This window comes from Paraburkholderia strydomiana (genome assembly GCF_046030495.1).
GTDB lineage: Bacteria > Pseudomonadota > Gammaproteobacteria > Burkholderiales > Burkholderiaceae > Paraburkholderia > Paraburkholderia strydomiana_A.
The window spans coordinates 157,845-173,791 of the sequence record NZ_JAQQCJ010000015.1 but is presented as its reverse complement, the minus strand read 5'-3'; the positions used below and the strand labels follow the sequence as shown (position 1 = coordinate 173,791).

General features: G+C 66.2%; 12 protein-coding genes. 3 read left to right on the top strand and 9 right to left on the bottom strand.

The annotated features are described in order from the left end of the window. Positions 1-41 precede the first annotated feature (41 nt). Entirely contained in the window at positions 42-914 is an 873-nt protein-coding gene (locus tag PQQ53_RS20955; protein ID WP_408148396.1) for an alpha/beta hydrolase, read from the top strand. 120 nt (positions 915-1,034) lie between these two features. Here PQQ53_RS20955 and PQQ53_RS20950 read toward each other — a convergent pair whose 3' ends face one another. Then, entirely contained in the window at positions 1,035-2,117 is a 1,083-nt protein-coding gene (locus PQQ53_RS20950; RefSeq protein ID WP_408148398.1) for an AI-2E family transporter, read from the bottom strand. Between the two features lie 344 nt (positions 2,118-2,461). Here PQQ53_RS20950 and PQQ53_RS20945 point away from each other — a divergent pair, with 344 nt between their 5' ends. Together PQQ53_RS20945 and PQQ53_RS20940 are read left to right on the top strand one after the other, a co-directional pair. Then, positions 2,462-2,746: a DUF3331 domain-containing protein gene (locus PQQ53_RS20945; protein ID WP_121323857.1), complete on the top strand. Its 285-nt coding sequence runs from the start codon at positions 2,462-2,464 to the stop codon at positions 2,744-2,746. A gap of 304 nt (positions 2,747-3,050) precedes the next feature. Continuing rightward, a complete protein-coding gene (locus PQQ53_RS20940) occupies positions 3,051-5,618 on the top strand; it encodes an adenosylcobalamin-dependent ribonucleoside-diphosphate reductase (RefSeq protein WP_408325883.1) in 2,568 nt (855 codons plus the stop codon). 145 nt (positions 5,619-5,763) lie between these two features. Here the strand turns inward: PQQ53_RS20940 and PQQ53_RS20935 are convergent, their stop codons facing one another. The 8 genes from PQQ53_RS20935 to PQQ53_RS20900 form a co-directional block, all read right to left on the bottom strand. Further along, positions 5,764-6,714 (bottom strand): dimethyl sulfoxide reductase anchor subunit family protein, encoded by a 951-nt coding sequence (locus PQQ53_RS20935; RefSeq protein WP_408325880.1) that lies wholly within the window; start codon positions 6,712-6,714, stop codon positions 5,764-5,766. Positions 6,715-6,761: 47 nt separating this feature from the next. Beyond that, positions 6,762-7,520 (bottom strand): 4Fe-4S dicluster domain-containing protein, encoded by a 759-nt coding sequence (locus PQQ53_RS20930; protein ID WP_408325877.1) that lies wholly within the window; start codon positions 7,518-7,520, stop codon positions 6,762-6,764. A gap of 127 nt (positions 7,521-7,647) precedes the next feature. After that, the gene (locus PQQ53_RS20925; protein ID WP_408325874.1) at positions 7,648-10,569 is read right to left on the bottom strand and encodes a molybdopterin-dependent oxidoreductase; all 2,922 of its coding nucleotides are present in this window, start codon (positions 10,567-10,569) and stop codon (positions 7,648-7,650) included. A gap of 180 nt (positions 10,570-10,749) precedes the next feature. Continuing rightward, entirely contained in the window at positions 10,750-11,748 is a 999-nt protein-coding gene (locus tag PQQ53_RS20920) for an Ldh family oxidoreductase (RefSeq protein WP_408148408.1), read from the bottom strand. 34 nt (positions 11,749-11,782) lie between these two features. After that, positions 11,783-12,772 carry a hydroxyacid dehydrogenase gene (locus PQQ53_RS20915; protein WP_408325871.1) on the bottom strand — a complete coding sequence of 330 codons (990 nt, stop codon included), beginning with the start codon at positions 12,770-12,772 and terminating at the stop codon, positions 11,783-11,785. Further along, on the bottom strand, positions 12,773-14,125 hold the full coding sequence (dctA, locus tag PQQ53_RS20910; RefSeq protein ID WP_408325868.1) for a C4-dicarboxylate transporter DctA: 1,353 nt from the start codon (positions 14,123-14,125) through the stop codon (positions 12,773-12,775). Positions 14,126-14,329: 204 nt separating this feature from the next. Continuing rightward, a complete protein-coding gene (locus tag PQQ53_RS20905; RefSeq protein ID WP_408325865.1) occupies positions 14,330-15,505 on the bottom strand; it encodes a UxaA family hydrolase in 1,176 nt (391 codons plus the stop codon). A 77-nt stretch (positions 15,506-15,582) separates the two neighbouring features. Beyond that, entirely contained in the window at positions 15,583-15,927 is a 345-nt protein-coding gene (locus PQQ53_RS20900) for a UxaA family hydrolase (RefSeq protein WP_246291102.1), read from the bottom strand. Positions 15,928-15,947 lie beyond the last annotated feature (20 nt).

Here is a 15,947-nt window from a genome sequence, read left to right as displayed (position 1 = left end):
GACGGCCGCGCGCAAGCTGCGCGCCGGTTTCCTACCCTGACATGCGTCCACTCCTACACCTCGCACTCGCCCTGCTATCCGTCGCCGCCAGCGTGCCGGCGTCCGCCAGCACCGTCGTCAGCCGCAGCTTCTATGCCGAAGCGCTCGGCCGCGACTGGGGCTATACGGTCTATCTGCCGAGCGGCTATCGTCAGGACGCCGCGCGCATCCCCGTGCTCTACCTCCTGCACGGCAACAACGGCGACGCCAACGACTGGCTCACCCAGGGCCACCTGCAAAGCGCCGCCGATGCGCTGATCGCGCGCAAGGAGATCCCGCCGGTCGTCATCGTGATGCCGCAAGGCGGCACCGACTGGTACGTCGATCGCAAGGAGAAGATGGAAAGCGCGTTTTTCGGCGATCTGCTGCCCGAGATAGAAACGCATTACGCGGTGTCGACGCAGCGTGGCGGGCGGGCGATCGGCGGCGTGTCGATGGGCGGCTTCGGCGCGCTGCGCTACGCGCTGACGCAGCCGGAACTGTTCTGCGGCGCGCTGCTGCTGAGCCCCGCGATCTACGCCAACGAGCCGCCGCGCGCGTCGGCCGCGCGCCGCGTCGGCGTGTTCGGCGACCGGCAGTTCGATCCTGAAATCTGGCACGAACTCAATTATCCGGCGCAGTGGGAGCGCTACATGAGCCGGCCGTATCGGCTGCCGATGTTCATCGCCGCCGGCGACGACGACCTCGCGATCCAGGCCGACGCGTCCTCGCTGTACACGCGTCTGCGGCTGGCGGGCAATCCGGCGGCGCTGCGCATCATCGACGGCGGCCACACGTGGGAAGTCTGGAGCGCACTGCTGCCGGCCGCGTTGAAATACACGCTGGGCTGCGTGAAGCCGCCGGCAGTCGAGCATCCGTCGAATCAGCGGCCGTGAGCGGGGCCGGGGCGCGTGAGAATGCGCCGGAGATCAAGGCGAAATACAGGCGCTAAGCGGGAAAAAGGCGGGCAAAAGGCTGGCGAAATCACGCCGACATACCAGTGGAAAACGCTGCCCCTATCGCACCAGATCGGTCCACAACACCATCAGCACCGTCATCAGCGCGGGCCCGATGAAGATGCCGAGCAGCCCGAACGTCTCCGCCCCGCCGAGAATGCCGAACAGCACGAGCAGGAACGGCAGGCGCGTCGAATTGCCGATCAGCACGGGCCGCACGAAGTGCTCGGCGACGAACACCACGATCGAGCCGAACACGACCAGCCCCATGGCCGCGGCCACCGAGCCCTGCGCGAGCAGCCACAGCGCCGCGAGGCCGAACGTGATCGGCGCGCAGAACGGCAGCATCGCGGCGATCGCGGTGATGAAGGCGAGCAAGGCGACATGCGGCAAGCCGGTCACGAAATAGGCGACGCCCATCAAGACTCCCTCCCCGAGTCCCACCACGACCAGCCCCGACACCGTGCCGCGCACCGCGGCGGCCATCCGTTGCAAAAGCTCGGCACCGTCGTCGCCGAAGCCGCGCCGCACGGCTCTGACCAGCGCTCCGGAGAGGCGCGGCCCCGCCTGGAAAATCACAAACAGCGTGACCAGCATGAAGCCGAACACCACCACCGCATGGAGCGCACGCACGCCGAAGCGGCGGCCGAGCGTCATTACCGTGGGGTTGTGCAGGCCCTTCATCGCCGCCGAATCCCGCAGCGGCTGAGCGAGATTGGCCTGCCACCACTCGGAAATCTGCTGCACGCCGAACGGCAAACGCGCGACGAAATCCGGCAGCGCGATGCCGTTTTCCCGCGCGCTCCTGAACCATTCGTTCAGGTCGTGCGCCTCGCGCAGCGCCTGAGCAATGCCGACGCCGACCGGCAGCACCACCAGCAGCGCAATCGCAAGCGTCAGCGCCGCGGCGATCAGCGTGGTGCGGCCGGTGAACCAGCGGTTGCCCTCGACCTTGCGCAACAGCGGCCACAGCGCGATCGCGACCACCCCGGCCCACGCGACCACCACGATGAAGTCGCGTACGACCCACACCGCCAGCAGCACCAGTCCGATGTACAACGCGAGCGAGGCCGCCTTCTGCTTTTTCAGGCGATCCGGCGGGACCGGTCGATCGGACGAGGTGTCGGGCGGGCGTGAGATCATAGGGTTCTGCTCTTTTGAGTTGTGTGCGCGAGCCGACCGGAAAAAACCAAACCCGCTACACTGGCAGCGCCCGGTCGGCGGCTCATCGAAGAGCCCTATCTTAAAGGAGCACCGGTGCCCTCTGCAGGCGGCGCTTGCGTCGCGCTCCAGTCAACACTCCGTTGCAAAAACTCACACTATTAAAAATTTGCATAACAACGGCGCGTAACGTCCGTCATTTCGGGCGATCGCAAATGTCAAGCGGCATTGTTGCTATTTGGAGAACAGTGTTTCAACCGCGGCACAATGGCTATCCGGCGCGCACGGGACTACATTCGGCACACCACACTACGGAGCCGATGATGATGACCTTAGAGTCCATCCCCCTTGACGGTACCAATGGCGTACGCATCGAAATTCTCGAGCGCTCCGACACGACGCTGGTGATCCGCTGGGTAGAACCGGGGCGATGTCATTACGGCGAGCAACGCTGGCGCCGCAGGTCGGCGCATACCTCCGGCACCTGCGCGGTATCGCGCCGCAAGATCCGCCGCGGCGACGCGGTATTCAAGCCCGCCGAACGGCCCGCGCCGTCGAATGCTTCCGCGATGATCTGCGCCGAAATCCTCTGCGCGCTGGCGGAAGCCTGAAGTTTCGAGCCGCCGCTGCGCGCTCACCCTGCCCCCCACTCTTGCTGCCAGGTTCTTTGCCGGCGTCGCGCGCATCGCGCCGATGGCCCGGCAAACCGCCCCTCGCACGGGCTGGTGCACGGGGCGGCATTCGCCACACGCGTGACACCGCGCGCCGAACACCTCCGATTGCGGCCCTTCGCCACGTGCGCTAAGGTGGACCTCATTGCGACAAGTCAGCCGCCGGCTTCCTGCGCGACGGTAAAGTGACCCGCATTTCCACCCACCGCGCCGTGCCCTTTGCGGCGCCGTTTGAGGGCCTACCATGGCAGAAGACACGCCGGACACCCGCGCGGCACTAGCGCTCCCCGTTCCCCTCGTCGCTCCGCAACAATTCTCCATCGACGTCCTGCTCGAAAAATACGCGAAAGGCGACGAGCAATCGGCCGACGACGTGTTCAAACGCGTCGCCCACGGCGTCGCCGAGGCCGAGCCGCCGGCGCTGCGCGAATCGATCGAGGCGCTGTTCATCGACAATCTGCGGCACGGCGCGCTCGGCGCCGGCCGCATCATGAGCGCAGCGGGCACCGGCATCGCCGCCACGCTGATCAACTGCTTCGTGCAGCCGGTCGGCGACGCGATCCAGGGCGTCGACGAGCAGGGCCTGCCCGGCATCTACGTCGCGCTGCTGCAAGCGGCCGAAACCATGCGCCGCGGCGGCGGCGTAGGCTACAACTTCTCCGCGATCCGGCCCAAGGGCGCGCGCGTTCACAGCACGAGTTCGTCGGCGTCGGGGCCGTGCAGTTATATGGACGTGTTCGACGCGTCGTGCCGCACGGTCGAAAGCGCTGGTTCGCGGCGCGGCGCGCAAATGGCCGTGCTCGATTGCAGCCATCCCGACCTGCTCGAATTCATCGAGGCCAAGCATTCGAAGGGCCGTTGGAACAACTTCAACGTGTCGGTCGGCGTCACCGACGAGTTCATGCACGCCGTCGAAGAAGATCAGCCCTGGCAACTGGTGCACCGCGCCGAGCCGTCGCCGGCGCTGCGCGCGGCCGGCGACGTGCGGCAACGCGACGACGGCCAGTGGGTGTACAGCGAACGCCCGGCCCGCGAGATCTGGGACCGCATCATGCGCTCCACCTATGACGTCGCGGAACCCGGCATCGTGTTCATTTCGCGGATGAACGAGGACAACAATCTGCGCGCCGTCGAAACCATCCGCGCGACCAACCCGTGCGGCGAGCAACCGTTGCCGGCGTACGGCTGCTGCAATCTCGGACCGTTGAACCTGACGCGCTTCGTGATCGATCCGTTCGCGCAGATGAAAGGCGGCAAGCCTTCGTTCGACTGGGACGGTCTCGCGCGGCGCACCCGCACGCAGGTGCGTTTTCTCGACAACGTGCTCGACGTCACGCTGTGGCCGCTGCCGCAGCAATACGACGAGTCGCGCGCGAAGCGGCGCATCGGCGTCGGCTTCACCGGTCTCGGCGACACGCTCGTGATGCTCGGCTTGCGTTACGACTCGCAGGAAGGCCGCTTCTTCGCGGTGCGCATCGCGCAGTTGATGCGCGACGAGGCGTACCGCGCGTCGGTGGAGCTGGCGAAAGAGCGCGGCGCGTTTGCGCTGTTCGACGCCGAGCGCTACCTGGAAGCCGGCACCTTCGCGTCGCGCCTGCCCGAGGACATCAAGCAGGCGATCCGCCGCGACGGCATCCGCAACAGCCATCTGCTGTCGATCGCGCCGACCGGCACCGTGAGCCTCGCGTTCGCGGACAACGCGTCGAACGGCATCGAGCCGGCCTTCTCGTGGACCTACACGCGCATGAAGGTGATGGCCGATGGCGGGCGCGAATCGTTCGACGTCGAGGACTACGCATACCGGCTCTATCGCGAACTCGGCGGTGACGTGAAGAATCTGCCGGACTATTTCGTCAGCGCGCTGCAGATGTCGGCGCGCGACCACCTCGACATGATGGCGGCCGTGCAGCCTTACGTGGACACGTCGATCTCGAAGACGGTCAACGTGCCCGCCGACTATCCGTTCGAAGCGTTCGAAAGCCTCTACTTCGATGCGTGGAAAAACGGCCTCAAGGGCCTCGCCACGTATCGCCCGAACGAGACGCTCGGCGCGGTGCTCAGCGTGAGCCCGCCGCAAGCGGATGACACGCTCGCCGAGAACGATCTCGATCCGTTGCGTATCGCGATCGATCATCGGCCCAAAGGCGAGTTGCCGGCGATCATCGAGAAGGTCGAATATCTGACCCAGGCCGGCAAGAAGTCGCTCTACGTGGCGGCGTCGTTCATCGAGGTGACCGGGCGTCTGGGCGGTGAGGACGTGACGATCGAGCGGCCGATCGAATTCTTCATCCCCACCGGCCAGCGCGACGAATCGCAGCAATGGATCACGGCGACGATGCGCTCGCTGTCGCTCGCCGCGCGCGGCGGGTTCGTCGCGCGCAACCTGCAGGATATGCGCAAGGTCTCGTGGGATCGCGGACAGGTCCGGCTCGGCGACGTGCAACGCCTTGACGGGCATCGCGCGCCGCGCTGGCACGATTCGGAAGTGGCCGCGCTCGCGTTTGCGATCCAGCAGATTCTGCATCGGCGGGGCTTTCTCGATGCCGAGGGCAATCAGGTGCCGTCGCGCATGCTGGCGCGTCTGCCGCGTGGCCAGATGAAAGCTGAGACGGCGTTGTCGGCGGACTTCGGGCTGCGCCCGCCACCCGCTGACGCCAGTGCCGAAGCCGATGTGTTGGCGCAGCCCGGCGGCGCGCAGGGACTGCACACGATGCTCGGGCGCAAATGCGGGTCTTGCGGTGCGAACGCGGTGATTCGCAAGGACGGATGTGATTTCTGTACGGCGTGCGGTGAAGTGGGGGCGTGCGGGTAAAGCCGTGGACGTTGGTTGACCTTGGTTGAGGGCGCCGGCCGACGCCCTCAACCGTCAATCTGCGAGGCACGCAACAGCATCACCTTGCTCGATCCGATCCCCCTGCATCCCGCTGCGCCACCGCGCAATCCTGCGAAGCCGCGTTTCAGCCGACTCTCGCGTAATAGAGATTCTGCGGATGCTTCGCTTCGGCGAAGAAGAACCAGCGCTCCGCGACGAGACCCGCGTACTGCACGAGACAGGCCGCGGCCAGCAATCCGAGCGACACGCCGATCGAATCCAGCCGCGCGCCGAGCGCCATCAGCACGACCGGCACGACGAACGCGGTGACGAGAAAACCCCACTTGATGCCGCGCAGCGTCCCCGCCGACTTGCCGTGAAAGAACTCGCGCAGATTGAACGCGCCGGCCGTGAAGCCGCGCGACACCTGCACGAGCTTCGGATTGCGGATCCCGGTCGCGCTTTGCACCGTCGACTTCGGCCGCAAACGCGCATTGCGCACCAGCGACGCCGAGCGGCTCGCGCAGCCCGCGAGCGTGAGCGCGCATGCGCAGACGGCGAGCCCCACGGTCAACGCGGGCGCGCACCACGCGCTCAGCGCCGTGACCAGCGTGAAGCCCGACGCGCAGCCGAGCAGCACGAAGTTGACCAGCGTGAGCGGCGTCGCCCATTCCTGCAGGAAGCGCAGACACGCGTAGATCATTGCGGTGCAGACGAACAGCGTCGCGCTCGCCAGCACGCCGAGCCAGCCCAGCGCGAGCGACCACGGCGAACCGAACCCGTGCGCGACGCCGTAAAAAAACGCGCAGGCGAGAAACGCCGGCAGGCACAGACATTCACGCGAGAGCCACGAGGTTCGCCACATCGCGATCGCCCGCCATGCGCGCTCGGGGTGACCGAGATGGAAGAACGACGCGATCAGCCCGAGCCCGCCCAACAGCACCGACACCGCCGCGCCGATGACATAGAACGCAGCCGTGGGGGGCGCGACGAAACCCAGTTGCGCCGCGCTCTCCACGCCGACGAGCGCGATCAGCAAGCCTTGGGCCGCGCCGCTTAAAGTAGTGAGGAAAACTACGGAGAATGCCGGATTCATCGTGAGGTCCTGTGTGGATTCCGTTGGATGGGCGTTGAGATGCGCGTTTAGATGCGCGTCGCCATCGACGCGAGATGCAGTTCGCCGCGCTCCAGTTGCGCGTCTGGCGAAGCGGGTGGGAGCGTCGCGTCGGTAGCGGACGAGCCGGCCACTTTGCACGAGCACGCGTCGCTGCCGCAGCCCGACGCCGCGGTGGGCACGCGCGGCAGATAATGATTCGCGGGCCGCGTGTTCCACTCGGGCATCAGCTGATAGCCGCCCCGCTCCTCGATCGCTTTCGACACCACCGACTGCGGATCGTGAATGTCGCCGAAGAGCCGCGCCGAGGTCGGGCACGCGAGCACACAGGCCGGCTGCCGATCACGCTCGGAGAGATTTTCATCGTGAATGCGATCGACGCACAACGTGCACTTGGTCATCTCCTTGCGCGCTTCGTCGAGTTCGCGCGCGCCGTACGGACACGCCCACGCGCAGTACTTGCAGCCGATGCAGCGGTCGAAATCGACCAGCACCAGGCCGTCTTCCTTACGCTTGTAGCTCGCCCCGGTCGGACAGACCGGCACGCACGGCGGGTCCTCGCAGTGCAGACACGATTTCGGAAAATGGATCGTCTCGGCATTCGGGAAACTGCCGGCTTCGAAAGTCTGCACGCGGTTGAAGAAGGTGCCGGACGGGTCCGCGTCGTACGGGTTCAGGTCGGCGAGACTGCCCGATTCGCCCGACGTGTTCCACTCCTTGCAACTCGTCACGCACGCCTGGCATCCCACGCACACATTCAGATCGATCACCAACGCCATCTGGGTCATCTAACGCTCCTTGCCCCTGCCAGCTAGACAGTGCTTGCCGCTTTCAGTGGCGCCATTGCTGCCACCGCCCTTGCTTTGCTGCTTGACCTCGCCACTTGCGTTGCGACTTGCGCTCGCAAGTGCGCCGCTACTCCCGCCGGTTCGCGCCCCGCAGCCGCGCCGCGAACTCGCCTCGTCCCGCGAAGTAGGTTTGCACGATCCGCGAGACCACGCCGTTCGAACCCGGCAGTGCCGGCATCGCGTCGAATTGCGGCAGCGTGTGCCGCGCATCGGCTTCAGCCGGATAGATCCGCACGCGCACGTCGTACCACGCGGCCTGGCCGGTCACCGGATCGGAGTTCGACAGCCGCGAGGCCGCTGCGTCGCGACCGGGCAGTTCGTCGGTGATCAGGTGATTGAGCAGGAAGCCGCGCCGCGCTTCGTTTGCGCCCGGGCCGAGATTCCATGCGCCCGCCGCCTTGCCGATCGCGTTCCACGTCCACACGGTGCCAGGCTCGACGGTCTCGCTGAAGCGCGCCATGCAGCGCACGCGACCCCATTGCGATTCCGCGTAAATCCAGCTGCCATCCTCGATGCCGTTTTCGGCGGCCATCAACGGGTTCATGTACAGATAGTTCTCCCCATGAATCTGCCGCAGCCATGCGTTCTGCGAGTCCCACGAGTGGTACATCGCCATTGGGCGCTGTGTCACGGCAGCGAGCGGGAAGCGCGCGAGATCGGTGGCCGCGCTTTCGAGCGGCGCGTACCAGAACGGCAGCGGATCGAAGTACTTTTCTACGCGCGCGCGCAGATGATCCGGCGGCTGCCTGCCGCTCGTGCGCCCTTGCGCGGCGAGCCTGAACTTCTGCATCACGTCGGAGTAAAGCTGGATCAGGATCGGCTCGTTGAATTTGCGAAAGCCATTCTTGACCGCCCAGTCTAGATACGGGCCATTGCAGTTGCGCATGTACTGCAGCGTCTCGGGCAGCCGGTAATGGAACACGCAATTGTTCTTCGCGTACTGTTCCCATTGCTTTGGATTCGGCTCGCCCACCAGCGCCTTGTCGCCATCCTTGCCGCGCCAGCCGATCAGAAAGCCCACGCCGGAGTCCGGCGCGGTCGTGTGATTGATGATGAAGTCGGGATAGTCGCGAAAGCGCCGCACGCCATAGGCGGTGGTGAACGCGGGAAACTTCAGCCGCGACGCGAGTTCGATCAGCACTTCCTGGAACGGTTTGCACTCGCCCGTGGGCGGCACGACCGGCACGCGCACCGAATCCACCGGACCGTCGAATTCGGAGATCGGCCTGTCGAGCATCGACATCGCGTCGTGCCGTTCGAGGTAGGTCGTGTCCGGCAGGATCAGATCGGCGAAGGCGGTCATCTCCGACTGGAACGCGTCGCACACCACGAGAAACGGAATCTTGTACTCGCCGTTCGCGTGCCTGTCGGCGAGCATCTCGCGGACTTTCATCGTGTTCATCGACGAATTCCACGCCATGTTGGCCATGAAAATCATCAGCGTGTCGATCGGATACGGATCGCCGCGCCACGCGTTGGTGATCACGCTATGCATCACGCCATGCACGGCGAGCGGATATTCCCACGAGAAAGCCTTGTCGATGCGCACCGGGCCGCCGTGTTCGTCGATGAACAGGTCTTCGGGCGCGGCGGGCCAACCGAGCGGGCCGGTCGCGAGCGGCGTGTTCGGCTTGATGGCGTCGGGGCTGTTCGGCGGTTTGGCCGAGGGCGGCACCGCGCGCGGAAACGGCGACTTGTGGCGAAAGCCGCCGGGACTGTCGATCGTGCCGAGCAAGGACATCAGCACCGCGAGCGCGCGGATCGACTGGAAGCCATTGGAGTGCGCGGCGAGTCCGCGCATCGCGTGAAAGGCCACCGGGTTGCCGGTCACCGTTTCGTGCGTCTCGCCCCATGCGTCGGTCCAGCGGATCGGCAATGTGATGCGGTGCTCGCGGCTCGTCTGGATCATCTCGCCCGCGAGGCGGCGAATCGTATCCGCCGCGATGCCGGTGATTTCGGCGGCCCACTCGGGCGTGCAGTCGGCCACGCGCTCGCGCAGCAACGCGAACGACGGCGTGACCGGCGTGCCGTCGCCGAGCGTATAGCGGCCGTCGAGCGCGGGCGTCACGCCAGGTGCGTGATGCGGCACCGCGCGCCCGGCTTCTGCATCCCACCACAAATGATTCTGCGGAAACAGCGGATTGCCGGCCGGCCGTTCCTGATCACGCACGAACAGGCCGAAGTTTTCGCTGGCCTCGTCGAGATCGACGAGTTCCGCCGCGTTCGTATAGCGGCGCACGAACTCGTGATCCCACGCGTCGGCGGCGATCAGTTCATGCAGGAACGCCATGAAGAGCGCACCATCGGTGCCGGGTTTGATCGGCACCCACTCGTCGGCGATCGCCGCATAGCCGGTGCGGATCGGATTGATCGCGATGAAGCGGCCGCCCGCGCGCTTGAACTTCGAGATCGCGATCTTCAGCGGATTCGAGTGATGGTCTTCGGCGGTGCCGATCATGAAGAACAGTTTCGCGCTGTCCAGATCCGGCCCGCCGAATTCCCAGAACGAGCCGCCTATCGTGTAGATCATGCCCGCCGCCATGTTGGCCGAGCAGAAGCCGCCATGCGCGGCGTAGTTGGGTGTACCAAACTGTTTGGCGAACAGCCCGGTCAGCGCCTGCATCTGGTCACGGCCAGTGAAGAGCGCGAATTTCTTCGGATCGGTCCCGCGGATCGCGGCAAGGCGCTTTTCAAGCACGTCGAAGGCAACTTCCCACGATACCGGCTCGAACTGTGCGCTGCCCCGCTCCGCACCGGCCTTGCGCATCAACGGCTGGGTCAGGCGCGCGGGGGAGTACTGCTTCATGATGCCGGAGGCGCCCTTCGCGCAGATCACCCCCTGATTCAGCGGATGCTCCGGATTGCCGTCGATGTAACGCACCTCGCCGTCACGCAGATGCACGCGAATGCCGCAGCGGCAGGCGCACATGTAGCAGGTGGTGGTTTTGATGTCGAGCCGTTCGTTCTGCGTGCGGGCGTGGTGTTCCATGCGGAATCTCCGTCGCTGCTGCGGGGGTGCAGCGGGATGGTGCAGTACCGACCATCCTATTCGCGCTGGCGTCAGAAGGGAAATCGCGATTCGCGACGGAAACTATCCGCGTGGCCGATAGTTTCCGTCGGGCTTTCAGTGAGGCGCTGTTTCAACCACGGGCTGACTGGCCGTGCGCGTTCAACCGCGTCCCTGCAGTTGCGCGATCAACGCGTCCGGGATCTCGACGCCCTCCTGCTGCGCCGTCCGCGCGAGGCTTTCGCGCCGATAACCCGGCAAGCGCACGTCGTCGTCCTCGAGCATGATCCCGATCAACGCTTCCACGCGCGACAGATAAGCGTCGTCGCCGGCGAGCGCGCCCGGATCGATCGCCCAGAACAGATGGCCGATGCGCGAGCGCTCGCCTTCCTCGGTCAGGAACGAGCCCGCTTCGTAGCCGAAGTTCGCGCCGGTCAGCGCGGCCGCCAGCAACTCGACGACCAGCGCGAGCATCGCGCCTTTCGCGCCGCCGAACGGCAGCATCATGCCGTCGAGCGCGGCACGCGCGTCGGTGGTCGGCAAGCCGTCGCGGGTGGTCGCCCAGCCTTCGGGAATCGGCTTGCCGTCGCGCGCGGCGATCGCGATCTTGCCGCGCGCGATCTGCGACAGCGCGAGGTCGATCACGAGCGGCTCGCCGTTGCGACGCGGGAACACCGCCGCGATCGGATTGGTGCCGAACAGCGCGCGCCGGCCGCCCCACGCCGGCATCGCCCCCGGCGAATTGCTGAACGCGAGCGCGACCATGCCCGCTGCGCCCAGCGCGGCGAGATGAGCCGCACCCACGCCGAAGTGATGGCTGCGCTTCACACCCGCCACCGCGCTGCCGAATTGCCGCGCGCGTTCGATCAATGTCGACACCGCGAGATCGCAGGCCGGATACGCGAGACCGTCCGCGGCGTCGATCAGCACCGTCGCGCCGCGATCCGCGACGATGGCCGCGTGCGCGGCGGGATCGACGCGGCCGTTGCGCAACTGCGCGCAATACATCGGCAGACGCGACACGCCGTGGGACGACAAGCCGCGCAGGTCGGCATAGACCAGCGCGCGCGCCGTCGAGTCAGCGGTTGCCGGCAACGCGCCGGCGTGACGCAGTGAGCCGACGGCAAGCTCGGTGAGCGCGTCGGGAAGCAGTCGGGCCATCGATCATTCCTCTGGTTGGGTGGTTCAGGGGGCGTCAGTTTGACATGGCCTTTGGCGTCGCATCCGGGTTGGCGTCCGGTGATGTGTCCGTCAACGCCGCGGCCACCCGTTCGGCGACGAGCGAACTCACCCGCTCGTTGGCCTGCCTCGTCAAGCCGGCAATATGCGGCGTGAGAATCAGGTTCGGCGCATCGGCAAGCGGCGAGCCGCGCCGCAACGGTTCGTCCGCGAAGACGTCGAGCGCGGCGCCCGCCAGGCGCCCTTCGCGCAACGCGGCGGCGAGCGCATGTTCGTCGAGCGTGCCGCCGCGCGCCGTGTTGATCACGATCGCGCCGTGCCTGAGCCGCGCGATGCGCTCGCTATCGAGCAGATGGCGCGTCGCGTCGGAGAGCGGCACGTGCAGCGTGACGACATCGGCGAGCGCGAGCGCATCGTCGAGCGCCATGCCGCGTGCGCCGGTGCTGCGCCAGCACGGCGCGGCGGCGGGCTGTTGCGGATCGTAGCCGACCACCGTCATGCCGAGTCCGCGCGCCAGCCCGGCGACCCGCTGGCCGATCCCGCCGAAGCCGATCACCGCCAGCACGCTGCCGGCGGCTTCCCGCCCGCTCGACAAAGCCTCGCGCGGCCAGGCGCCCGCCGCGACCTCGGCGCTGTGCAGATACGCGCCGCGCAGCAACACGAGCGTGGTAGCGATCACGTATTCGGCGACGGCCTGCGCGTTCGCGCCGGTCGCCGGGAACACGGCCACGTTACGCGCGGCACAGGCGGCGAGATCCAGATTGTCCAGACCGACGCCGAGCCGTCCGACCACGCTGAGGTTCGCGCCGGCATCGAGCAGCGCCGCCGTGACCCGGGTGCGGTTTCGCACGATCAGCGCGTGCGCGTCGGCCAGTTCGGCGGCGAGCCGCTCGGGCTCGCCGAACAGCGTGGGATCGAAGCGCACGTCGAAGCGTTGCCGCAACGTGTCGATTGCCGCCTCGTCCATGAACTCGCTGATGACGATCTTCTTCGCGATGGTCGTCATTTAGCCGCCCTTTCCCGCGGCGAGGCGGCTGGCTTCGTCGAGACCGGGGTGCGCCGGTTGCGGCTTCGGCTGCGGTTGCCGCGGCGCCTGAACCTGCGCCTGCACTTCGCGCGGCGCGGCCAGGAATTCGCGTGCCGCCCGCGCATCGAATGCGCCTTCCCAGCGCGCGACCACCAGCGTCGCCACCACGTTGCCGATCATATTGGTCAGCGCGCGGACTTCGTTGAGCACGCGGTCGACGCCGAGAATCAGCGTGATGCCCGCCACCGGAATGATGTTGTGGGTCGACAACGTGGCAGTCAGCGCGACCAGCGCCGCGCCCGCCACCCCCGCGCCGCCTTTGGAGGTCAGCATCAGGATCGCCAGCAGCCCGACCTGCTGCATCAGCGTCAGATGCGTGTTGGTGGCCTGCGCGATGAAGAGCGAGGTCATCGTCAGATAGATCGCCGCGCCGTCGAGATTGAACGAATAGCCGGTGGGCAGCACGAGGCCGACGATCGCGCGCGGGCAGCCCATGCGTTCGAGCTTCTCCATCAGACGCGGCAGCACGGATTCCGTGGTGGACGTGCCGAGCACGATCAGCAGTTCCTCGCGGAAGTAGCGCAGAAGCGGCCACAGCCCCACGCCGGCCCAGCGCGCGGCCGCGCCGAGCACGATCGCGATGAACAGGATACTGGTGATGTAGAAGCACAGGATCAGCAGGCCCAGTTGCTGCAACGTGCCGATGCCGTACTTGCCGACCGTGAACGCAATCGCGCCGAATGCGCCGAGCGGCGCGAGCCGCATGATCATCTCGACGATGCGCATGAGCGTGTCGCCGAACTGCTCGATGCCGCGCATCAGCAAGCGGCTGCGTTGCGACATGATCGACAGCGCGATGCCGAACAGCACCGAGAACAGCAGCACCTGCAGCAGATCGCCGCGAGCGAACGCGCCCACCACCGAGTTCGGCACGATCATGTCGATGAAGCCCGACGAGCTCACGTGCGCGTCCGCCACGTAATGCGACATCGCGTGGGTATCGAGCGAAGCGGGATCGATGTTGAGTCCCTCGCCCGGGCGCAGCACGTTCGCGACGACGAGGCCGAGCACGAGCGCGACGGTGGTCACGACCTCGAAGTACAGCAGCGTCTTGAAGCCGACTCGGCCGACCTGCTTCAGGCTTTCCATGCGCGCGATGCCCACCGACACGGTGCAGAAGATCACGAGCGTGATCAGCATCTTGATGAGGCGAATGAACGTATCGCCAAGCGGTTTCATTTCCACACCGAACTTAGGCCAGAAATAACCGACGAGAATACCGGCGGCAAGTCCGATCAGGACCTGCACGTAGAGATGTTTGAGCACGCGCAAGATGGTGTCTCCTCCACTCGCTGCTGCCAGATGTCGAGCCGGCGCCGCTGCCGCCTGAAATGCCGGCACGGGCGGCTTCGCGGCCGGTCTCCGTGCCGGCGTGCGCCGGGAATGTGGGGGCCGCTCCGTTCGTGGCTGGCGGGCTTGCCTGCTAATCCTGCAAAGCGAGACTACCAGATGAACGCAGCGGCCGGACCGCCGCAATCAGGCGCTTTCGAACAGACGCGTCAGCACGAACTCGCGATGACCGAGCGCTTCCGCCGCGGTGAAGCGGCCGTTGATCGTGGCCATCATGCATTTGAGCAGCTTGTCGCCGCTCTGGTCGAGATTCTGCTCGCGCTGCAGGATGCCGGTCACGTCCACGTCGATATGCTCGCCCATCGTGCGGACCGTGCGCGGATTCGCGCAGATCTTGATGACCGGCACGATCGGATTGCCGATCACGTTGCCCTGCCCCGTCGGGAAAAAATGCACCGCGAAGCCCGATGCCGCGCACAGCGTCACCATCTCGGCGGCCGCCGACGACGAGTCCATGAACCACAGCCCCGCATGCGTCGGCTCCTCGGCTTTGTCCAGCACGCCGTCGACCATGCACTTCTTGCCGATCTTCTGGATGTTGCCGAGCGCCTTCTCTTCGATCGTGGTCAGGCCGCCCGCGATGTTGCCCTTGGTCGGCTGCGACTCGGAGAGGTCGTCGGTTTTCCAGCGGTTGATCATCTCCTGATAGCGGTCGAACATGAACTGGAAGCGCTCGCGCACGCCGTCGTTCGCGCAGCGCGCGGCGACGATCTGCTCGCCGCCGGTCAGCTCCGAGGTCTCGCCGAACACGAGCGTGGTGCCGAGGCCATACAGTTTGTCGAATGCATTGCCGACGGTCGGATTCGCGCCGCAGCCCGACGTGGTGTCCGACTCGCCGCATTTGGTCGACACCCACAGATCCGAGATCGAACACTCCTCGCGATCGAGCGAGGTCGCGTACTGCACCATTTCCTTTGCCGCCTTCGACGCCCGCATGATCGTGTCGTGATCGCCGTGCAGTTCGATGCCGAAGCCCATCACCGGCTTGCCCGTTTTCGCGATGCCGCCGACCACGCGCTTGGTCCAGCCTTCCTCGATGCCGATCACGATCACCGCCGCGACGTTCGGATTGCTGCCCGCGCCGATCAGCGTGCGGAAGTGCAGATCCAGATCGGCGCCGAACTGCAGCCGCCCATACGGATGCGGCAGCGCCATGGTGCCCTTGATGTTGTGTTCGACCGCTTGCGCCGCGGCGTTCGACAGATCGTCGACCGGCAGGATGATCACGTGGTTGCGTACGCCCACGCGGCCATTGTCGCGACGATAGCCGCGGAAAGTCGTATCCAGGTCAATCACGCTCATGGTGTCTCTCTCGTTCGGGTTGGTGCGGCTCGATTCCGCGAAGTGATAGTGCTCGCTGCGTGGTGCGGCAGCGCCGCTTACCAGCGCTTCGTCTTGATGTTGTGCACGTGCGCGTGCTCGCCGGCCTTGATCGGCGCAACCACCTTGCCGATGTCCACGCCGTACTTGAACACCGTGTCGCCCACGGCCATGTCTTTGAGCGCCACCTTGTGACCGATCGGAATGTCCTGCTTCGCCGGGAAGCTGACGATCTCGTCGTCGTCCATGATCCATGCGTTCAGTTGCGTGCCCGCCTTGATGCCCTCGACGACCGCCACGCCGACTGTGTCCTTCGCTTCGTGCAGAACGATGTGGATCGTCTTGCGTTCGGGCGACGCACCCGCTGCCGGGGTGCTGTTGATGTCTGCCGTGGGATTGCTCATTAGCGTCTCCGTTCGTGTGA